24 protein-coding genes are annotated in these 20,387 nt (G+C 63.0%); 7 read left to right on the top strand and 17 right to left on the bottom strand.

Annotation, left to right across the window (positions count from 1 at the left end):
- Positions 1 to 60: 60 nt before the first annotated feature.
- The 6 genes from GRX03_RS05580 (at position 61) to GRX03_RS05555 (ending at position 6,832) form a co-directional block, all read left to right on the top strand.
- Positions 61 to 1,773 carry a bacterio-opsin activator domain-containing protein gene (locus tag GRX03_RS05580; protein ID WP_159763230.1) on the top strand — a complete coding sequence of 571 codons (1,713 nt, stop codon included), beginning with the start codon at positions 61 to 63 and terminating at the stop codon, positions 1,771 to 1,773.
- A gap of 109 nt (positions 1,774 to 1,882) precedes the next feature.
- Positions 1,883 to 3,859 (top strand): acetate--CoA ligase, encoded by a 1,977-nt coding sequence (gene acs / locus GRX03_RS05575; RefSeq protein WP_159763229.1) that lies wholly within the window; start codon positions 1,883 to 1,885, stop codon positions 3,857 to 3,859.
- 24 nt (positions 3,860 to 3,883) lie between these two features.
- On the top strand, positions 3,884 to 4,336 hold the full coding sequence (locus GRX03_RS05570; RefSeq protein WP_159763228.1) for a DUF4212 domain-containing protein: 453 nt from the start codon (positions 3,884 to 3,886) through the stop codon (positions 4,334 to 4,336).
- Positions 4,336 to 6,060 (top strand): sodium:solute symporter family transporter, encoded by a 1,725-nt coding sequence (locus GRX03_RS05565; protein WP_159763670.1) that lies wholly within the window; start codon positions 4,336 to 4,338, stop codon positions 6,058 to 6,060. The genes GRX03_RS05570 and GRX03_RS05565 overlap by 1 nt, the downstream gene beginning before the upstream one ends.
- A 2-nt stretch (positions 6,061 to 6,062) precedes the next feature.
- Positions 6,063 to 6,527: a universal stress protein gene (locus tag GRX03_RS05560; RefSeq protein WP_159763227.1), complete on the top strand. Its 465-nt coding sequence runs from the start codon at positions 6,063 to 6,065 to the stop codon at positions 6,525 to 6,527.
- Positions 6,528 to 6,598: 71 nt separating this feature from the next.
- Positions 6,599 to 6,832, top strand: coding sequence for a hypothetical protein (locus GRX03_RS05555; RefSeq protein WP_159763226.1), 234 nt, complete (start codon positions 6,599 to 6,601; stop codon positions 6,830 to 6,832).
- 101 nt (positions 6,833 to 6,933) lie between these two features.
- Here GRX03_RS05555 and GRX03_RS16520 read toward each other — a convergent pair whose 3' ends face one another.
- Together GRX03_RS16520 and GRX03_RS05550 are read right to left on the bottom strand one after the other, a co-directional pair.
- Positions 6,934 to 7,098 carry a DUF6757 family protein gene (locus GRX03_RS16520; protein ID WP_201289190.1) on the bottom strand — a complete coding sequence of 55 codons (165 nt, stop codon included), beginning with the start codon at positions 7,096 to 7,098 and terminating at the stop codon, positions 6,934 to 6,936.
- A gap of 55 nt (positions 7,099 to 7,153) precedes the next feature.
- Positions 7,154 to 7,927: a PHP domain-containing protein gene (locus tag GRX03_RS05550; protein ID WP_159763225.1), complete on the bottom strand. Its 774-nt coding sequence runs from the start codon at positions 7,925 to 7,927 to the stop codon at positions 7,154 to 7,156.
- A gap of 146 nt (positions 7,928 to 8,073) precedes the next feature.
- Between GRX03_RS05550 and GRX03_RS05545 the strand changes: the two genes are divergently transcribed.
- Entirely contained in the window at positions 8,074 to 8,361 is a 288-nt protein-coding gene (locus GRX03_RS05545; protein WP_159763224.1) for a DUF5789 family protein, read from the top strand.
- A gap of 2 nt (positions 8,362 to 8,363) precedes the next feature.
- Here GRX03_RS05545 and GRX03_RS05540 read toward each other — a convergent pair whose 3' ends face one another.
- From GRX03_RS05540 to GRX03_RS05475, 15 genes are all read right to left on the bottom strand, one after another.
- On the bottom strand, positions 8,364 to 8,759 hold the full coding sequence (locus tag GRX03_RS05540; RefSeq protein ID WP_159763223.1) for a hypothetical protein: 396 nt from the start codon (positions 8,757 to 8,759) through the stop codon (positions 8,364 to 8,366).
- 25 nt (positions 8,760 to 8,784) lie between these two features.
- Entirely contained in the window at positions 8,785 to 9,471 is a 687-nt protein-coding gene (locus GRX03_RS05535) for an RAD55 family ATPase (RefSeq protein ID WP_159763222.1), read from the bottom strand.
- Between the two features lie 44 nt (positions 9,472 to 9,515).
- Positions 9,516 to 10,235 (bottom strand): Nmad3 family putative nucleotide modification protein, encoded by a 720-nt coding sequence (locus GRX03_RS05530; protein WP_159763221.1) that lies wholly within the window; start codon positions 10,233 to 10,235, stop codon positions 9,516 to 9,518.
- 3 nt (positions 10,236 to 10,238) lie between these two features.
- A complete protein-coding gene (locus GRX03_RS05525; protein ID WP_159763220.1) occupies positions 10,239 to 10,508 on the bottom strand; it encodes a DUF7577 domain-containing protein in 270 nt (89 codons plus the stop codon).
- A gap of 192 nt (positions 10,509 to 10,700) precedes the next feature.
- Positions 10,701 to 11,210, bottom strand: coding sequence for a hypothetical protein (locus GRX03_RS05520; protein WP_159763219.1), 510 nt, complete (start codon positions 11,208 to 11,210; stop codon positions 10,701 to 10,703).
- A gap of 95 nt (positions 11,211 to 11,305) precedes the next feature.
- Positions 11,306 to 12,214, bottom strand: coding sequence for an acyltransferase (locus tag GRX03_RS05515; RefSeq protein ID WP_159763218.1), 909 nt, complete (start codon positions 12,212 to 12,214; stop codon positions 11,306 to 11,308).
- Positions 12,215 to 12,264: 50 nt separating this feature from the next.
- A complete protein-coding gene (locus GRX03_RS16515; protein WP_201289189.1) occupies positions 12,265 to 12,426 on the bottom strand; it encodes a hypothetical protein in 162 nt (53 codons plus the stop codon).
- A 54-nt stretch (positions 12,427 to 12,480) separates the two neighbouring features.
- Positions 12,481 to 13,353: an MBL fold metallo-hydrolase gene (locus tag GRX03_RS05510; RefSeq protein WP_159763217.1), complete on the bottom strand. Its 873-nt coding sequence runs from the start codon at positions 13,351 to 13,353 to the stop codon at positions 12,481 to 12,483.
- A 100-nt stretch (positions 13,354 to 13,453) separates the two neighbouring features.
- The gene (locus GRX03_RS05505; protein ID WP_021043552.1) at positions 13,454 to 13,648 is read right to left on the bottom strand and encodes a cold-shock protein; all 195 of its coding nucleotides are present in this window, start codon (positions 13,646 to 13,648) and stop codon (positions 13,454 to 13,456) included.
- A 78-nt stretch (positions 13,649 to 13,726) separates the two neighbouring features.
- The gene (locus GRX03_RS05500) at positions 13,727 to 14,437 is read right to left on the bottom strand and encodes an ABC transporter ATP-binding protein (RefSeq protein ID WP_159763216.1); all 711 of its coding nucleotides are present in this window, start codon (positions 14,435 to 14,437) and stop codon (positions 13,727 to 13,729) included.
- Position 14,438: 1 nt separating this feature from the next.
- A complete protein-coding gene (locus GRX03_RS05495; protein ID WP_368278071.1) occupies positions 14,439 to 15,167 on the bottom strand; it encodes an ABC transporter ATP-binding protein in 729 nt (242 codons plus the stop codon).
- The gene (locus tag GRX03_RS05490) at positions 15,164 to 16,345 is read right to left on the bottom strand and encodes a branched-chain amino acid ABC transporter permease (protein WP_159763215.1); all 1,182 of its coding nucleotides are present in this window, start codon (positions 16,343 to 16,345) and stop codon (positions 15,164 to 15,166) included. Before GRX03_RS05490 ends, GRX03_RS05495 begins: the two co-directional genes overlap by 4 nt.
- On the bottom strand, positions 16,338 to 17,219 hold the full coding sequence (locus tag GRX03_RS05485; RefSeq protein WP_159763214.1) for a branched-chain amino acid ABC transporter permease: 882 nt from the start codon (positions 17,217 to 17,219) through the stop codon (positions 16,338 to 16,340). Before GRX03_RS05485 ends, GRX03_RS05490 begins: the two co-directional genes overlap by 8 nt.
- Before the next feature lie 3 nt (positions 17,220 to 17,222).
- Positions 17,223 to 18,638, bottom strand: coding sequence for an ABC transporter substrate-binding protein (locus GRX03_RS05480; RefSeq protein WP_159763213.1), 1,416 nt, complete (start codon positions 18,636 to 18,638; stop codon positions 17,223 to 17,225).
- Positions 18,639 to 19,131: 493 nt separating this feature from the next.
- The gene (locus tag GRX03_RS05475; protein ID WP_159763212.1) at positions 19,132 to 20,340 is read right to left on the bottom strand and encodes an acyl-CoA dehydrogenase family protein; all 1,209 of its coding nucleotides are present in this window, start codon (positions 20,338 to 20,340) and stop codon (positions 19,132 to 19,134) included.
- Positions 20,341 to 20,387: the final 47 nt, after the last annotated feature.

The raw sequence follows: 20,387 nt of genomic DNA, 5'->3' as shown, positions 1-20,387 counted from the left end.
CGTTCGGCCCGACTCCCGTCAGTCAACTTTTTCAGTTTCGGGCTGTTGAATAGATCCGAAATGGATGGGGAGGACAACCCGCGACTGTCCGCGCGCGGATACGAACGGCTACGCCGCTCGTGTCGGACCCACCGGGAGGAGTTGCTCGTCCGGCTGGCGGGAGAGGCGGGCGTTCGGGCCGGCGAGATCACGCGGATCAGGCCGGCAGATGTGACCGACCGAGGCGAGGACGCGACACCGCGCTATCTTCTGACCGTCCGAGAGGCCGACGGCGGCGAGCGGACAGTCCCGCTTCTCACCGACCTCGCACGCGAGTTCTGGCAGTACGTCAACTCGAACGACATCGACTCGGGCGACCCCGTGATCGACGTGAGCGAGCGGCGACTGCAGATGCTCGTGGCGGAGATCACGGAGCGCGCGAGAGCCGAGACGGACCTCCCCGAACTCGAAGACGTGACGCCGGCGACTCTCCGGCAGTATTTCGCACACAGACTGCTGGTCGACCACGGCGTCGACGTTCGAGTCGTGACCGCGGTCGGCGGATGGGAAGGCGTCGATTCGCTGCTCTCCGCGCTCTCTCGCCCCTCGACGGCCGAGGTGACCGCGGCCTTCGAGCGTCTCGACAACGAATCAGCCCCCGACAGGCGGCTTCCCGAGGTCGTCGACAGCATCGACCGCATCGTCGACTCGCTGGCGCCGGCGAACTCGCGGTCGGCGGTCGAACGGCAGGTCTGTCAGCAGTTGACCGCCGACCAGTACGCCGCGGCCTGGATTCTCGAAGCGGACCCGAAACGCGACCGGGTCGTCGTCCGGAGACACGCGGGCGGGTCACCGGAGCGGTTCGAGGGTGCGGGGGATTCGGGAATCGCCAGACGAACCCTCCAGACGGGACGCTCGTTCGTCGCCCCGAACGACCCGGGACCGGCGGCCGACTACGAGGAATCCGGGCTGTTGGCCGCCGTCCCCATCGCTCACGGCGACACCGAACACGGTGTGCTCGTCGTCCAGTCCGAGTCCAGCAGCGCCTTCGACGACCCCGAACGGACCGCGCTGGAGATGCTCGGACGCCAGGTCGGATTCGCGCTGACCGCAGTCGACCGCAAACAGTTGCTCCTCGGCGGGGTCGTCCTCGAAGTCACGTTCCAGTACGACGACCACAGGGCGGCCCTCGTCGACCTCTCGCAGTCGCTTGCCTCCTCGCTGACCCTGGACGGCGCCGTACCGACCGACGCGGGACTGCTCTGTTTCGTCCACCTCGAACAGACACCGGCACAACAGGCCCTGGAGGCGGCGACCGATATCGACGGTATCGACAGCGCGCGATTGGTCCGAAGCGACGAGTCCGGCGGTGTCCTCGAACTCGCGCTCTCGCGGGCCTCCCCGCTGTTGACGATCACCGACCGCGGCGGGACAGTCACCGCCCTCACGATAGCGGACGGCCAGGCGACGCTCACCTGCGAACTCGCGCCGGAAACAGATCTGCGGGCGATTCACGACTCCCTCCACGATACGTTCGGCGCCGACCTCCGCAGCAAACAGGAGCGGACGACGACGAACGGCACTGCTCCCGCCCACGGTGATTTCCTCGACGAACAGTTGACGGAGAAACAGCGGGACGTGATCCGAACGGCCTACCACGCCGGCTACTTCGAGTGGCCGCGCGAGAGCACCGCCGAGGACCTCGCCGAATCGATGGATATCTCCTCACCGACGCTGCACAACCACCTCCGTCGCGCCCAACAGAGCATCCTCGACGAAATCCTCGACGAGTGACGACTCGCTCACGGCGATTTCATTTCCCCACTATCGTGCTGAAAAAAGTGCACGATTATGATAGTTAGCCTGTCCCATTATTATGGTTCTGTGTACAGTCTCAATTGCAATGTCAGACCAGCCAGATGTGGAACTGGAGGCTCGACTCGCCGAACAGGAGGAGTTCGAGCCACCGGAGTCGTTCGTCGAACAGGCGAACGTCACGGACGAGGGGATCTACGAGGAGTTCGACGAGAACTGGCCGGACGCGTGGGAGCGTGCGGCGGAGTTGCTCGATTGGGAAGAGGACTGGAACCAGGTTCTGGACGACAGCAACGAACCGTTCTACGAGTGGTTCGTCGACGGCAAACTGAACGCGTCGGAGAACTGTCTCGACCGACATCTCGACGACCGCGGCGACGAGGTCGCAATCGAGTGGATCGGTGAACCGGTCGACGAGACGCGGACGTACACCTACAGCGAACTCCACCGCGAGGTCAACGAGTTCGCGGCGGCGCTCCGCGAGCAGGGCGTCGGCGAGGACGACGTCGTCACGATGTACATGCCGATGATTCCGGAGCTACCGATCGCGATGCTCGCGTGTGCCCGGATCGGTGCGCCTCACTCGGTCGTCTTCGCGGGCTTCTCCGCCGACGCGCTGGCCGAGCGGATGGAATCGGCCGACTCGGAGACGCTCGTTACCTGTGACGGCTACTACCGCCGCGGGGAGGCGCTCGACCACCTCGACAAAGCCCGCGAGGGACTTGACAACGTGGGCCACGACGTGACGACGGTCGTCGTCGACCGACTGGGCGACGAGCGCACGGTCGATCACCGGGGGAGTGAACTCGACTACGACGCGCTCGTCGACGAACAGGACGGGGCCGAGGTCGAACCGGTCACCCGCGACGCCGAGGACATGCTGTTCCTTATGTACACCTCGGGAACGACCGGCAAACCCAAAGGCGTCAAACACACCACCGGGGGGTATCTCTCCTACGCCGCGTGGACCAGCCACGCGGTCCTCGACATCAAACCCGAGGACACCTACTGGTGTTCGGCCGATATCGGCTGGATCACCGGCCACTCGTACATCGTCTACGGCCCGCTCGCGCTCGGAACGACGACGGTCATGTACGAGGGGACGCCGGACTACCCCGACAAGGACCGCATGTGGCAGATTGTCGACGACTACGACGTCAATCAGCTCTACACTGCCCCGACGGCGATCCGGGCGTTCATGAAGTGGGGTGAGAAGTACCCCGAGCAACACGACCTCTCCAGCCTGCGCCTGCTGGGGACCGTCGGCGAACCGATCAATCCGCGGGCCTGGAAGTGGTACTACAAGTACATCGGCAACGAGGAGTGTCCGGTCGTCGACACTTGGTGGCAGACCGAGACCGGCGGCATGATGATCACGACGCTGCCCGGCGTCAAGAAGATGAAACCCGGCTCGGCGGGACCGCCGCTGCCGGGGGTCAGCGCCGATATCGTCGACACGAACGGCGATCCGGTCGAGGCCGGACGGGCCGGTCACCTCGTCGTCAACAAGCCGTGGCCCGGTATGCTGCGGACGCTGTACAAGAACGACGAGCGGTTCATCAACGAGTACTGGGACGAGTACTCGGTTCCGGACCGCGACCAGTGGGTCTACTTCCCCGAAGACGGCGCGAAGATCGACGACGACGGCTACATCACGGTGCTCGGGCGTGTCGACGACGTAATCAACGTCTCCGGCCACCGACTGGGCACGATGGAGATCGAATCGGCAATCGTCGGCGTCGAAGGGGTCGCGGAAGCGGCCGTCGTCGGCGGCGATCACGAGATGAAAGGCGAGGCAGTCTACGCCTACGTGATCACCGAAGACGGCCAGGAAGAAAACGAGGAGTTCCGTCAGGAGATCATCGAGGCCGTCGAGGACGCGATCGGTCCGATCGCGCGGCCGGAGGCGGTCGTGTTCACCCACGAACTGCCGAAGACGCGCTCGGGTAAGATCATGCGACGGCTACTCGAAGACATCGCCAACGGCGACGAACTCGGGAACACGAGCACGCTCCGCAACCCGGATGTCGTCCACGAGATCGAGCAGAAGGTACAGGGCGATTAACTGACCCGTAGGGGGGATACACTCATGAGCGATTCACAGTCACACGATACGACGGGGGGAACAGACGCAGAACCGACCGGAGGGGATCCGGATGTCGTAACCGACGGCGGGAGCAACGAGGACGTCGATTATCTGGACGTCGAGATCAACCTGCTCAGGCCCAGTACGGGCTTCATGCGCGATCACCTGAAGCTCATCTGGGGCAGTTTCATCGCCTGGGTCATCGTGACCTGGGGGCCGGTGACGGCCACCTGGCTCGCCACGGACGCGATGACCTCGGCGTCGATCATCGGCTTCCCGGCGCATTACTTCACGGTCGCCTTCCTGGCGCCGACGGGTTCGCTCGTACTTGCAGCGATCTACGCGAACCGGCGGGACAAACTCGACGAGAAGTACGGTATCGGCAGTCAGTCCACCGCTGAGACGCCCAGCGGGGCCGAAGAGGCGGCCGCGACCGACGGAGGTGTCGCTGAATGATGGACGTGCTGTTGCAGGCAGACGCGCTGAACATCTCGTTCAAGCCGGTCGGTGCGGCCATCGTCTTCCTGATGATGGCGTCGTTCCTGGGAATCGGATACTTCTTCCGGGTCGCAGACACCGAAGGGATGTGGGTCGCCGGCCGTGGCATCGGCTACATCGAAAACGGGATGGCGATTGCCGCCAACTGGATGTCGGCGGCGTCGTATCTCGGTCTCGCCGGGCTGATCGCCCTGTCGGGCTTCTACGGCCTGGCGTTCGTCATCGGCTGGACGACGGGCTATTTCGTCCTGCTCATCTTCCTGGCCGCGCAGATGCGCCGGTTCGGGAAGTACACCGCGCCGGACTTCGTCGGGGATCGGTACAACTCCTCGACGGCACGCGCGATTGCCGCGTTCACGACGCTTCTGATCGCGTACGTCTACTCGGTCGGCCAGGCAAGCGGAATGGGGCTGGTCGGCCAGTACGTCTTCGGACTCGATTTCGTTCCGATGGTGATCGTCATGATGGCCATCACCGTCGGCTACCTCGCGCTGTCGGGCATGCTGGGCGCGACCAAAGGCATGGCCGTCCAGTACGTCATCCTCATCGTCGCCTTCCTCGTCGGCGTCTTCGCCGTCGGCTGGGTACACGAGGGGATGATCCTGCCCCAGATCGAGTACGGCGCGATGATCGACGATCTCTCGACGGAGTTCTCGGAGCCGTTCCTCGGTGCGGGCTATTACCTCTGGGTTGCGACCGCGTTCTCGCTGATCTTCGGTACTTGCGGGCTGCCGCACGTGCTCGTCCGGTTCTACACGGTCCAAAACGAGCGGACCGCCCGGTGGTCGACCGTCTCGGGGCTGTTTTTCATCATGCTCCTGTACTGGTCGGCCCCCGCGATGGCCGCCCTCGGTGTCGATCTGTTCGCCGCCGAGCAGGGAGCCAGCGCGTTCGCAGACGTCGCCAACGGCGGGATGACCGGTGCCGAAGGTGACGTGATCGTCGTGCTGGCCGCGCAGTTCGCCGACCTGCCGCAGTGGCTTGTCGGTTTCGTCGCGGCCGGTGCGATGGCCGCCGCGATTGCGACCACGGCGGGACTGTTCATCACGGCCTCCTCCGCGGTCGCACACGACATCTACACGGAGCTAATCAACCCCGACGCCACCCAGCGCCAGCAGGTGCTACTCGGTCGTGCGACCATCGTCGGGATCGGCGCGCTGGTGACGCTGACCGCGCTGAACCCGCCGGCGTTGATCGGTGAACTCGTCGCGCTGGCGTTCTCGCTGGCCGCGATTGTGTTGTTCCCGATGTTCTTCCTCGGTCTCTGGTGGGAGAACACGAACCGCCAGGGCGCCCTGGCGGGGATGCTCACCGGTCTGACGATCTGGATCCTCGCGGTCGTCAACGATGTCGTTCTCTCCGAGCCGTTCAGTCCGCTGTACAGCGACATCGTGCCGGCAATCGGCGCGGCGCTGCCCGGTACGCCGCTCGTGTTCCTGATCACGATCGGTGTCTCGCTCGCGACTGCCGAACCGGACGAGAAGACCAAGATGATGGTCCGGCAGTGTCACAGTCCCGAGCAGATGGCCCAAAACGTCACTGCCGCGGAAGTCGTCGAACGGAAACTCAACGCCGGCGACGCGGCGACCGACGGCGGCGAACCCGTCGACGACGACCAGCCGGTTACTGACGGCGGAACGGCCGTCGACTCGGACGATTCGAGCGATCCGGGGGGTGACTGATCATGTACGACCGAATACTCGTTCCGACCGACGGGAGCGACGTGGCCGAGGCGGCGGTCGATCAGGCCATCGATCTGGCCGAAAAGTACGGCGCAGAGATTCACGCGCTGTACGTCGCCGATACCGACTCCATCGCGTACACCCTCGGCACGGAGCAGGTCGACCGGATCCGACAGGGCAACTTCAACGAGATGACCGAGTTGCGCCAGGAGGCCGAGGCCGCGACGGGATACGTGACAGACCGCGCGGCTGAACACGGCATCGAAGTCGTCGAACACCACGAAGGCGGCCGACCCCACACGATGATCGGCAAGTACGCCGACGACCACGACATCGACCTCATCGTGATGGGGAGCCACGGCCGCGCGGGCGTCAAGCGCGCGCTGCTCGGGAGCGTCACCGAGCGGACGCTTCGCTCGACACACGTCCCGGTTCTGGTGGTCGACTATCGAGGCACCGAGGAGTAACAAACCCACCGACCCCCGGTATCCCGACGAACCACTACAATGCCCACACTACTGATCAGAGGAGCGAACGCATGAGCCTCGGTGACCGCCTGCAGGAACATCTCAGCGAGAACTCCCAGGGGATGCTGTACGATGCGCTGTTCGCGCTCACCTGGGTCACGTTCGTCTCCATGCTGTTCGAGTTCATCTTCGTCTCAGCGCCGACGTGGGCGTACTACCTGTTCATGCTCTGTGGCATTCCGGCGTATTTCGGCTTTTTCTGGTCGCTGGAGATGGCCAGGGCACAACAGCGCGAACAGGAGTAGCCGACGCCCACGGCCCGTCCCGGGCGACACTTCGCCTGTCGACAGCGGTAGCTACACGGTACCAACCAACAGCCCCGCTGAGAACTCACCGTCGTACTGCGTTACTCCGCCCGGTCGACGTCGAGTTGGTCCTGGATCTCCTCGATCCACTCGGACTCCGCGAGCTCGTCCATCTGCTCGCGGAAGTGTTCCTCGCAGACGCCGACGCGGATGCCGTCTTTCTCGACGACGACGTCCGCCCCGTCCTCACAGTAGTGACATTCCATATTTGCTCGTAGACGGCCCGGGTAGTTGAAGGCTCCGAAGCCGGCCAGTCCCACTTCACAGCGCCGATTCGACGGCCCGGTACTGCTCGGCGTCCAGACCGTCGATTCCGACCTCCAGTTCGTGGGCGTCGCTGCCGCCGGTCACGAGCAACCCCTCCTCGTCGGCTACCGCCACTGCGGGCTGTCGGTCGACCGCCTTGCCGTACGGATACGGCACCTCGACCGCATCGAGTTCCCGTGCCCGTTCGAGCGCCGCTGTCGGATCGTCGTACCGAAACGGGTGGGCCAGCCCCACGACCGAACAGGCCTCCCGCAGAACCGAGACGCCCTCCTCGAAGGCCGGAATCTCTCGCGGCACGTAGCAGGGCTGGTCGTCACCGATCAGATCCGCGAAGGCCTCTCTGTAATCGTACGGCGCGTCGCTGTCGGCAATCGCTCGTGCGATGTGTGGCCGGCCGACTCCCGGCGTTAGCTCCACCGACAGCGACGCGCCGGTCTCCTCTTCGACGTTCTCGATGATCTCTCTGGCCCGCTCGATACGGTTCTCCTGGAGCCGTTCGGTCAGCGCTTCGAGTCGCTCGGTGCGTCGCGCGGCGTAGCCGAGCAGGTCGAGTCGCTGCTGGCCCGCCTCGACTCGGAGTTCGATGCCGTGGATGACTGTCGTCCCGTCTCGCTCGGAGATTGGCTCCGAAAGCTCCGGATGGAGCCTATCGTGGTCGGTCACGGCGACGACCTCGACCCCCGCCTCGGCCGCGGCATCCGGAATCGTTTCGAGTGTCAACTGCCCATCCGAGTTCGTCGTGTGTACGTGTAGATCCGCGACGACCATACCGAGTGCTTGGTCGCGACACCTTTGACCGTTTGGCCCCGGATCCCTCATGATCGTCCATGTTGGTTATACGCATACCTCGTCCTAGAAGAAATATACATTATAAATAGTGAATATTTATCCGTCCCGACCGGATGGGTACAGGTATGAGATTGGTTAGTGACGCAGAAGACTCGTTCGCGACCCACACCTTCCCGACGACGACGGAGGAGCTAATCGACGAGTACGGCGAACTGGAACTCGAACTACCGAACGGCGACAACACGCTCGGTGACGTGCTCTCCCGACTCCCCGAGGAGGAGTACGAAGACTCCGAGGAGGCGCTTCAGGCCGCCTACGGCGTGCTCGGTGAGGAGGCAATCGGCCGAAAGGGGTACAGCGACCGCGATCCGCTCGCACCGGGTGAGCGAGACTCCGAACCGCTCTCGCTGTGAGGCTATTGTAGAAACTCCGGCAGGTCGACGGCATCGGTGCTGTCTCGCTCCGGCCGGTCGAGGGCGTCGGTGATATCTATCGCCGTCGGCAACCCGTTTCGTCCGCCAGTCGGAACGTCGTCCTGATCCAGTGGAAGTTCACCGACGACGAGTTCGTTCCAGACCTGCTCGCTCTCGTCCTCGTCGAGCTCTTTTCCCTCGTTTTTCCCTTCCTGGAACGCTAACTCCACCATACTCGTGTTGTACGCGGAGTTCATCTCTCCCCGGATCGCGTCCAGTTCGTCCGGGTGATACTCGCCGAGCGAGGCGGCGACACCGAGCGCGTACCCCCGTTCGACGGCCTCTTCCGGATCGAGCGATTCCCAGTCAGTCCCGTACTGTGTTTCGTATTTGTTCATGATGGATCCCCGTTTGCCCCGTGGGTTACGGCTGTATCTTCTTGCCGGTGTGTACCCGCAGCCCCTGGTCCGAGAACGAAAGCTCCCGGATGTCGCTGTCGATAGCCGTCCCCCGCATCTTGATGACCTGAATGCCGCGGGTCATCCCGGCCGAATCGAGGAAGTTGTGGAAGAAAATAACGCCGTGTGCGAGATAGTGCTCGTCGGAGTAGGACGTCGGATCGGTCATCTCCGAAATCAGCAGAATCGTCGCGTCAGTCTGCTTGAGAGCGGAGAGAAACCCCGTGATCTCGTCGGACATGTCCTCGAAGAAATGCTGTAACAGCATCGTCGAGTCGATCACGGCCCGATCCACGTCGTTGGATTCGAGGAAGGCGAGCAGTCGGTTCGTCAGCCCTCCGTCGGTACCGAACTGCGTGATGGTCCGCTTTCCGGACTCGGTGACGAGGTTGAGAAACTGGATGCTGTCGGACTTGATCGCCCGGTCGAAGCCGAACTCGAATCCCGACATATCCTGCATCAGTTCCTCCTTGGTCTCGTGCATCGTGACGTAGACGCAGTTTTCCCCCTGCTTTGCCCCCTGTGTGATGAACTGCGAACAGAACGTCGTCTTCCCACTGCCCGGCGGCCCACTGACGACGTACAGCCGATTACTCAACAGGCCCCCTTCGACGAGTTCGTCGAACCCGGGGACACCACTCGAAACGCGCATACCTTAACAAACTCACCTCCCCGTATAGATGTTTGCTCTCGTTATCACTCGTTGATATCTCTGGGGGCTGTGTCGTCGATTCGGTCGCGCAGTCGTGTGGTCGCCGCGTCGTCGAACCGTAGCGGCCGCCGCCACCACGGCCCCCGGCCGGAGTCCGCCGAGAGATGCGTGACGATGTCGTTCGCGTCGGTCCCGCCCGTCGGCGTGCTGAGTGGGACCGCCCGGTCGTACAGCCGAGACCGGTCGGGATCACCACGGAGGAGTACGCGAGCGTCGGGCGGATCCCGTTTCGTGTGTGCATTGTTCTCGAAGTACTGCCGTTCGTCTGCGGGCAGGTCCCACTCGGAATCCGGCGTGAGCGGATCCGAGGCGAGGACGAACTCCCCGATCACGAACGCGCCCCACTCCGGCGGAAGCCAGTCGGCGCCGTCCTCGACTGTGAGTGTCGCGTAGAACAGCAACAGGTCCCCGGCCGAAAGCTCCGAGAGCGGACCGGCTTTCACTCCGTGTTCGTCGCCGTAGGTGTATCGGCTACAGTGGGGATACTCGGAGAACTCCGGGTCGAGGTGGACCGGTGTCTCCGTCAGCCTCTCGGGAATCGTCGTCTCCAGATGGGGTGCCAGATCGCCGTAGGTCGGCACCCGCTCCTTGGTCGGTTCGGACTCCGGGATGGGGATGTACTCGAACCGACCGTCCGGACACACCGGGCCGCGAAAGCCCGGTTCGTTCGTGTTGGCTCCGATGTTGATCGCGACCGCCCGCATCGCTCAGAGCCGCGCCCCGCAGTGTCTGCAGTAGGTGAACACCGCGTCGGCCTCGTTGTGGCCGCCACACTGCGCGCAGTTGACGTACTCTCCGTCGGGATCGGAGTCGATGTCGTCCGGGCTGACCGGTCCGGCGGACCCGTCGAACCCCGGCGTCGCGTTCTCCGCGGAGGAGTTCGCTGTCGACTCCCCACCGATGAAATATCGGTAGAGATACAACTGCAGCAGGGCGAACCCGAGCAGGTACGCGATGAGCCATGCCCACGTCTCCATACACCTGAACCTAAGGAATCCGACTACTTCAGCGTTCGGCCGACAGGAACTCAGCGGCGGTCTCTCCGCCGTCCGGCAGACTCTCGCGCGGTTCGACACGGCAACCACACGTTCGCGCTGACCATCCACGGGAGGGCAGCCGCGTTTCCACCCGCGGGTGAACGCACCGGCGAAACCCGGTCTACTCCCCGCTCAGAGCACCGCGAGCACGTAGAGGAGCACCCCTCCGAGCGGGTCCGGGCTGTTCGGGAGGAATCGGTCGTCGATTTCACCGTCTCTGTTCTGGTCTTCGGGGATCCACATCTCCGCTCCGCCGTCCTCGCGAACCGGGTCGTCCGTTCCGGGGGTCGGATGGACGATCCGGGTGGACTCGTTCGCGTTGTCCCCGCTCTCCTCGGAGTCCCCGTCACCGACGAAGCGATCATCGATCTCTCCGTCGCGGTTCTGGTCCTCCGGAATCCACATCTTCCGTTCTGAGTCGTTCGTTTCCGAGGAATCGTCGCCGAACTCCTCGGCACGCTCGCCGTTGCACGGTGAATCGACACCGACGACGCAGACGCCGACCTCGACATCTCCGCCGGTGCTGTTCTCGTCTTCGGGGGCCAATTCTGCGGGCGCGCTGTGGTCGGCCGCGGCGACGCCGCCGACGGCGACGAACGCGACTGCGACGGCCGCCAACAGCGTGACTGCTTTGCGTCTCATTGCAGTTCGGGCTACGCTGTCCGTATAAAAAAGCCCGAGACAGAGTCAAACGGGAACTTAACGTAAATTACTGTTGTAACGGTCGTCGAGGGGTGTTAGCTGTCCGGCGGTGAGAGGTCGCGGCCGAACTCGTCGAACGTCTCCACGTCGTCCGGAATCTCGTAGGAGATCTGTCGCTGGTCGCGGTTGTCGGCGAGGTCGGTGCCGGCCGGTTCCGCGACGGACTCCCAGCCGGATTTGACAGCGACCGACTCGGCCGGCGTCCCGGCGGCGATGTGGTGTGCCGGAATATCCGCACCGGCGACGGATTTGGCGGCCAGGATTGCGTTGCGCCCGACTTTGACCCCCGCCTGGACCATCGAGTCGTAGGTGATCCGAACGTCGTCTTCGAGAACGGTGTGGTAGTTCGTCACTTCGGTCTGGTCGACGACGTCGTGTTCGTGACTGTAGATGTGCGCCCCGTCCGAGATCGACACCCGGTCCCCGATGGTGAGTTTACCGCGGTCGTCTAGGTGTACGTCGTCGTGGATGACGACGTTGTCGCCGACGGAGATGTTGTGGCCGTAGGTCATCGAGATCCCTTTGAAGAACCGACAGTTATCGCCGCACTCCGCGAAGAGGTGATCCGCGAGCATCCGCCGGAACTGCAGAGCGAACTCGACGTTGTCGGCCATCGGCGTGGCGTCGAACTGCCGCCAGAGCCACTGGATGTGTTTCGACTGCTTGAACTGCTCGCTCTGTGCGTCGACTTCGGCGTAGTACTCGCTCTCCAGGGTCGTGTTGCAGGGATCGTACCCCTGGAGGCGGACCTGTTCGGCCGGGGAGACATCCTCGCCGGCCTGCCAGCGTTCGTAGGCCGCCCGGTCGCCGTGCAGGTCGACGAGGACGTCCTCGACGACCGCACAGGTGTCCTCGTCGCTCGCGAGTCGCTCGTCGACTTCGTCGATGAACTCCCGCATCCCGTCTGCTGCCTCGTCGGGTAGCGACACCGCTCGCTTTGTCATGTGTTAGTACTTCCCCCGTGAGCTTACATCAGCGTTCGGTTCGGCCGGTGTCACTGTTCGGTCGGTTCCGAGACAGATTCCGGTCGGTCTCTCGCTTTGATACGTCCGTACAGTCCCAGTCCCGCCCCGGCCCCGAACGCGAGCACGCCGCTCGCGCCGAGCACCAGAAGCGACGGATGTTCGGTTCCGAGGTGCAGCGCTGTCTCGAACATGTCTATGTGTTTCCCGCTCCGCATATCAACGACTCGCTTTCGCTCGCTACCTCTTCACTCGCTCAGGTGTCGCAACACGCCCGCAACGTCCGTCGGCAGCGACCAGTGACCCCACTCGTCTTCCATCGCCGCGGCGATTGCACCTACGTCGTCGCCGTGCTCCGCCCGCAGGCTGTCGATGCGCTCGACGTAATCCGGGAGCATCTCCCGGTACCGTCGGAGTTCCTCGACGGCCGCCCCCCGCTCGCCGGGCCCGTAGTGAGCGTACAGCAGGGTCTCTGGCTCGTGCTCCAGCAGTCGGTCTATCGTCCCCAGGGCCGCTTCCAGATCGAAATTCGGCGGCGGGGTGGTCGGGCGGTGGCCCACGTCTGGGAAATTCATCCCGGCGGCGTCGGCGCCGAACAACGCCCCCGTGTCGCGGTCGTACAGGCAAAACTGGTGTGGGGCGTGCCCGGGCGCGTCGATTACATCGAGCGCGCGCTCGCCGCACTCAACCACCTCGCCGCCACCCAGAGACTCACAGCGGTCGGGGTCGATCACTTCCGGCTCGCCGTACGGCGATTCCATCCCGATTGCGCGCTCGACGCTTTCGGTCAGTCTTTCGAGTCTGTCCTCGTCGGTCAGGTATTCGACTCCGCGCTCGTGGCAGAGCACCGTCGCGTTCGGACACGCGCTCGCGAGCGAGCCAGCGCTCCCGGCGTGGTCTAGGTGTGCGTGTGTCGGGACGATGTACGCAACGTCCACGGCGTCGATACCGAGTTCGGACAGCCCTGCCAGAATATCCCTGTCGGCCTCGGCCGTCCCGGTATCGATGATCGCTGGCTCGGGCCCGTCGAGGATATACGGCGAGTTCACCCGCCGCATACCGAGCATCTCGGTGTCGAGGGCGTAGATATCGGGACAGCCGGCAACCGGATCGATCGACATACCCGTGGTTCGGGGAGAATCGACTTGAGTGTACCCCCGACAGCGCTGTCGCTCGGGCGCGGTCAAATAAACTGAAAATATAGGACGTCAGTAAACGAGCTTACAATCGGGTAAGATTCGTCGCCCGCGGCCCTTTCGGTGCGTCCTCAATTTCGAACTCTACATCCTGACCTTCTTCGAGATCCGGGCCGCCGACGTCTTCCATGTGGAAGAACACGTCTTCGTCCGCATCCTCAGTCTCGATGAAACCGTAACCGCCTGTGTCGTTGAAGAAATCAACCGTTCCTTCTGCCATTGCCTCTGGACAGAGTGTGGGCCAACATATAACGGTTGCGAAGCGACACCGCCGCGCAGTCGAAAAAAGTCAGCGGAGTTACGTCACGCCGACGTACGCGTCGCGGATGTAGTCGTCGTCTCGAAGCTCGTCGGCGGTTCCCGAGAGTTCGATGGAGCCCTGTTCGAGCAGGTACAGCCGTTCGGCGTGTCGGAGGGCGAACGTCGAGTTCTGCTCGACGAGCAGAATCGTCAGCCCTTCGTCCTGGAGTCGTTCGAGCGCCTCGCTGATGTCGTCGATGATGACCGGGGCCAGCCCCAGCGTCGGTTCGTCGAGCATCAGCACGTCCGGATCACTCATCAGCGCCCGGCCCAGCGCGAGCATCTGCTGCTCGCCGCCGCTCATCGTCTGGGCTTCCTGGTCCCGCCGTTCGTCGAGACGCGGGAACAGATCGTAAACGAAGTCGAAGCTCTCCTGGACCGCGCCGTCGTCGCTCCGGAACTGCGCGCCCATCTGGAGGTTCTCGTGGACGGTGAAATACGGGAACAGGTCCCGATCCTCCGTGCAGTAGACGAGCCCGTCGTTGACCAGTTTGCCGCTGCTGGTTTCGGAGACCTCGGTTCCGTCGTAGGTGATGGAGCCGCTGTACTCCTTGTAGCCTGCAATCGAGTCGAGCATCGTCGTCTTGCCGGCCCCGTTCGGGCCGATCACGCCGACGATTTCGCCCTCCTCGACTTCGAGCGAGACGTTTCGCAACGCCTGGGTCTTCCCGTACGACACGTCGACATCTTCGAGTTGTAGTACTGGCATATCAGATCTCCTCCCCGGAGAGGTAGGCGTCCTGAACGTCTTCGTTCTCCGCGATCTCGTCGGGCGTTCCCTCTGCGAGTTTCGCACCGTTGTGAATGACGACCACGCGGTCGACCAACTGCATCAGGCCACTCATGTTGTGGTCGACGACGATCATGGTCATTCCCTCCTCACGAAGCGACTCGATCTGCTCGGAGAGTTTGCGGATCTCCTGCTGGTTCATCCCCGCGAACGGCTCATCGAGCAGCATGAGTTCCGGCTCCGTCGCGAGCGCCTTCGCGATTTCGAGCCGTCGCACGTCCGCGTGCGGAAGCTCGTCGGGAGTCTCCTCGAGTTTGTCCTGGAGATCGACCCGCGCCGCGTAGGACGCGATCTCCTCCATATCCGCGCCGCCGTACAGCGAGAGCAGGCTGTTCGGTAGGGTGAACAGCCTGATATTCCCGGCGACGGGGAAGATGTCGATCGGATCGGACTCCTGGGAAACCCGCGAGAGCCCCTTATTGACGATCTTGTGCGTGCTCGTATCCGTGATATCGTCTCCGTTGAACGTGATCGTTCCGCTCGTGACATCGTACCGGCTCATCACGCAGTTGAACACGGTGGACTTCCCGGCACCGTTCGGCCCGATCACGCCGAGGATCTCTCCCTCCTCGACGCCGAAAGAGAGGTTGTCGACGGCGGTGAGGCCGCCGAATTTCTTCGTGAGGTTCTCGACTTCTAGCAGGCTCACGGCTCCTCACCTCCGATCTGTCCGAGGCGGTGCCAGAGCTTCCTGAACAGGCCGTCCCGCGCGAACACGAGAATGAGGACGACCAGCAAGAAGAGGACGAACAGGCGAAGCGCCGCCTCGTCGATGAAGAGGTTGAGCACGACCTCCTTGAGCAGGAAGAACACGAATGCTCCGCCCATCGCGCCGAGGACGGTTGCGATGCCGCCGACGACGGCCATCGCGATCATCTCGATACTCCGGTCGACTTGGACGAACTGGGTCGGGTCGACGTTGCTGACTGCCGCGGTCAGCATCACGCCGCCGATCCCCATCACGATCGAACTGATCAGGAACGACCAGATCTTGAACTTCGTCGGATTGATACCCGCCGCCGAGACGGCGTCCTCGTTCTCTCGGATCGCCGTGAAGATCAACCCGTAGTTCGACCGCGATAGCACTGTCAGTGCGACCGCGATCAGTAACATCGGTATCAACAGCAGATAATACCGGGTGAACGAATCCGCTGCCGGGATGACACGCGTGATCCGAAGCCCCGCGGAACCGCCCAGGATATCGAACGCTCGCGTCGCCTGGAAGAACAGCAACACGGCCGCGAAGGTGATCAGCGAGAAGTACGGCCCCTGCAGCCGAAGCGACGGTAGGGCGATGAGCAGCCCGATCACGACCGCCGCGAACACCGAAATCGGTGCCGTGACGTACAGCGGCAGCGTGGAACTAACCTCGTTGAGCAACACCGCGGTGGTGTAGGCCGCACCGCCGGAGAGGACGGAGTGCCCGAAGCTAATGTAGCCGGTGTAGCCGCTCTGGATGTCCCAGCCCATCGCGAAGACGGCCCAGATGCAGGCGTACGCCAGCGGCCGCCGGATGTCGAGTGCGATGAGCCCCTCGCCGGGCTCGAAGGCGATGATCGACGCGCCCCAGATCCCGCCGGTCAGAAGCAGCAGGAACGTGGTGAGTACGAACGCCAGTTGCAACCCGGTCACCGTACCGAGGAACTTGCCCAGCGTTCTGTTGAACACCTTCGCTAGCGGTCTGAACGCGCGGTCGACCGGGGCGAGGAGGAAGTCGAACACTCGCCCGATCGGTGTGAGGATGGTTCGTCTGATCGTTCCGAACACCTCGCTCGCGCGGCTGCTCGCCGCGGCTAAGACCGTGAAGATCAGTGTGAGACTACTCATGAGCAAACTCCCTCCCGAACAGTCCCTGCGGCATGAACAGCAGGAAGCCGACGAGCAGGATGAGCGTCGGCATGCCTCGGAATCCGTTTCCGATCAGTTCGACGGTGATCTGTTCGATGAATCCGATCAGGTACGCACCCGCCACGGAGCCTTTGATCGATCCGATGCCGCCGACGACGACGGCGATGAACGCGACTGCGAGCGGATTGAGCCACATCAGCGGGCTCAGTCCGCTGTCGAAGCCGAGGAACATCCCGCCGAGTCCGGCGAGCGCCCCGGCGATGATCCAGGTCTTGGCCCTGACCATCCTGATGTTGACTCCCGTGAGCTGTGCGCCTCGCTCACTCATCGAGGTGGCGAGGATGGACCGCCCGTCGTCTGTCTGGGTCACGTAGAACCACAGCAGAGCGATGGCGATCCAGGAGACTGCGAAGCCGATGGCTTCGTAGTAAGCGACCCGTGCGTTTGCGAGTGCGAACTGCCCCTCGATCAGGGAGATTCGGATGTTCTGGCCGCCGAAGATCCAGACCAGAAACTCCGTCGAGGCGACGGCGAGGATCACCGTCGAGAGGAAGGTAATCACGACGTTGTCCTCGACCCACCTGACGAGCAGTTCGTACAGCAGCAGCGAGAGGATCGCGACTACGACGATTCCCGCGATGACACCGACTGCTGGATGGTACGTCATCGAGGGGACGATGTTTCGCATCACAACGATACCGTAGACGTACGCGCCGGCCATGAGCAACGCCCCGTGAGCGAGGTTCAGCACACCGGCGACTCCGAAGATCATCGTGAATCCGATTGCGATCAGTGCGTAGACTGCGCTTACCAACGTGGCCTGGATAATGGCCGTTGCGATTGCGCCTATCATCTTTTACGCCATCCAGTTTGGCTGTTGGTGTTCTGCAGTTCGGAAGCTTTCAGGGAAGACACACTCGACCTGGCCGGGTCGGTCGATACCGTCGTACTCGACAGTTGCGACGTTTCCGCCGTCGTACGGCTGGAACTGCGTCACCGGGAAGTTGGTGATCGAGCCGTCGGAGTCGCGTTCGGCCATCAGGTCGTGCGGATACTCCTCGTCCGGTCCGTAGAACTGGATGCCGCCGGAGATCGTCTCGATGCCACTGCCGTCCTGGCTGAGCATCGCGTCGACGTAGTCGTCGAGACTGTCCGCCGGCGTGGTGGTGCCGATCTCGTTGAGCACGTTCTGCAGGAGCAAGATCGCGTCGTACGTTCCGAAGCCCATGTACATCGGCGACCCGTCCGGCGTCCCCGGGTCGAAACTGTCTCCGGCGTAGTTGGAGACGTACTCTTCGATGAACGGCTGGGTGTGCTCGGTGATCGGCGCCGCGCCCCCGGCACCACTCTGGGAGGTCGTCTCGTAGATGTTGAGCCCCTCGGTCGCGATGTCGTACTCGGGGTGCATGCCGGGGACGTGAATCCCTTCGATACCGAAGTTGAGTTGGCCCTGCTTCCAGGGGCCGAGTAGCTGCGACGGCGACGAACTGATGTGTGCGAAGAACCGGAGCACGTAGTCGACGCCGAGTTCCTCGGCCGAGGAGACGACCGGACCGAGGTCGGGGTCCTGAATCGTGATCGCCTCTCCGTTGCCGTTGTTGTTCTCGACGGTGATGCCCTGCTCGTCGAGCAGGCCCGGGAGGTCTCTGCCGAAGACCTCCGTCCAGGCCGCCTGGTCGCGGTAGAACGCACACGAGTTCCAGCCGTGACGGTCGGACAGATAGGTCAGATAATCCGCCATCGCTTCCGCCTGCAGCGCGGAGTTGATCGGCCCGACACGGAAGTAGTGTTTGTACTGTTCGTAGTCCTCGCCGACGAACCCGGCGGTCAACTCCGGCGCCGCCGGCCCGGTGGAGATGTACGGCACGCCGAACTCGGAGGTCAGGTCGACAATCGCTCGACCGACCTCGGACTGGAACGCACCGACGATCACGTTGGCGTTGTCCTGATTGATGAGTTCCTCGACGGCCCCCTCTGCCTCGCTCGCTTGGACGAGGGTGTCTTTTGTCACGACCTCAACATCGGAGTCCATGACCCCACCGTTGTTGTTGACGGTCTCTTTGGCCATCTCGGCGGCTCGCTCGGAACCGACCCCCAGGACGCTTCCGAGCGGTGCGATGTGACCGATCGTGAGTTGCCCCTCTCCCGGTTCTTCGACGCCGAGCAGGTCCCCACATCCGGCGAGTGCCGTCCCAACCGCTCCGGCACCAATCGTCTGAATCACTTTACGTCGCGAAGTTCCCTCGTAGGTACCCGTTGTGTCTTTCGACATGGTCTGTCAGTGTAATCTACTTCGACATATATAACGATTATTGTCGTGTGTAAGGCCTTGTTTATAAGGGGACGTTTACATCTTCGCCTTCGGGAGGGGGCATAATTAATTCTCCCACTGAACAGTTAATTTAATAGCTTGATGTCAATACGGGGTCCGCATATCCGTTCCGTCTCACGGCGGAATAATCGGGCCGCGCGCGAGATTTCCGTAAATACGCGGTCCGCTGCCTGGTTTCCAAACTATGTGTGGGTGTATCTAGCACAATTGGGCAGCCACCACCGCCGAAACGATACGACGTTCAAAAAACCGGATTCGTGCGTATAAACTGTAAATCGCAAACCCGATTACACCGTCCTAATTCGGTGCTAGAGAGGCTGTAACAGACCTAAGGTGCGGTTTCGATGATCCGTGAGCGGTGCTTTCACACCCGTCTCACTCCTGTACGTGCAACTCCCTCTCGCCTGACCGTGGTTACGTCGTTCACTCGGGATCAGATCCCGGCGAACTCCGAGGCGATTGTGTTCAGTTGGATCTCGTCGGTTCCCTCGACGATCCGGAGTATCCGGGCCATGTGGAGATGCCGCATGAAGGGGTTGTCCTCGGAGAGCCCGTTTCCACCGTGTATCTGGACGACATCGTCGACGACGTCCCAGAAGACGTTCGTCCCGTAGTATTTCAGGATCGACGCGTCCTCGACGACGCTTTCTCCCTGATCCATCTTCCAGGCGCACCGGAGACCGGCGGCGTCCGCCGCGTAGGTCTTCGCCCGACCCTCGGCCAGTTTCGACGAAATCTGCTGGAACTTTCCGATCGGTCGCCCGAAGGCCTCACGGTCGGTGGCGTACTCGACCCCGCGTTCGAGCAGGTACTCGGCGTATCCGATCGCTTCGGCCCCGAGTTCCAGTCGTCCCAGCGAGAGAAAGTCCATGGCCTGGTAGAACGCGCCGTCGACCTCTCCGAGTACCCGTTCCTCCGGGACGCGCACCCCGTCGAACACGAGTTCGGCCTGCATACCCTCGGCACCGACGGCGTTGTTCAGCGAACTCACCTCGTACTCGTCTGCCTCCACGATGAAGCAGGTGATTCCACCGTACCGACCGGCCTCCTCCTGGGGGGTCGTCCGCGCGAACACCTGCACGAAGTCGGCGTAGGGACCGTTCGTGATCCACTGTTTCCGCCCGTCGATCACCCACTCGTCGCCGTCTTTCTCGGCCGTCGTCGACATGTTCGGCGAGTCCGAACCGACCCCCGGTTCGGTCTGTGCGAACGCCGTCGATTTCTCGGCGCGCACCGCCGGTTCGAGATAGCGCTCGATCTGTTCTCCCTCTGCGAGCAACAACAGCGGTTTCGGCCCCTCGGGACCGGCGAGCACGTGTTCCGCCATCTCGACCCCGGAAGCGGCGACGGCCTTCTTCGCCTCGTACCACGTCACGTTCGAGACCCCGCCTCCCCCGACATCTTCCGGGAGGTTCATCGCGTAATAACCCGCTTCGGCGCTTCGCCGTCGCACCTCCTGGATCGCCTCGACGACCTCGGGAACCAGTCGGCCGTCGGTCTCGTGACGGAGACGCGGATTCTCGTAGGTCTCTCCCAACTCCTCCTGGATCGGTTTCACCTCCTGTTCGATGAACCGTTCGAGATTGTCGACGATCATCCGTGTCTCTTCGTCGTGCTCGAAGCTCACTCCTGGTTCGCTCATAGGTCTCTACACACACCCGGATACTGTTAACTTTGCCCACGATCCGC

This window comes from Halovenus carboxidivorans, assembly GCF_009831575.1.
GTDB classification, from domain to species: domain Archaea; phylum Halobacteriota; class Halobacteria; order Halobacteriales; family Haloarculaceae; genus Halovenus; species Halovenus carboxidivorans.
The sequence above is the reverse complement of the archived record's forward strand: the minus strand, read 5'-3'. Positions and strand labels throughout refer to the sequence as shown.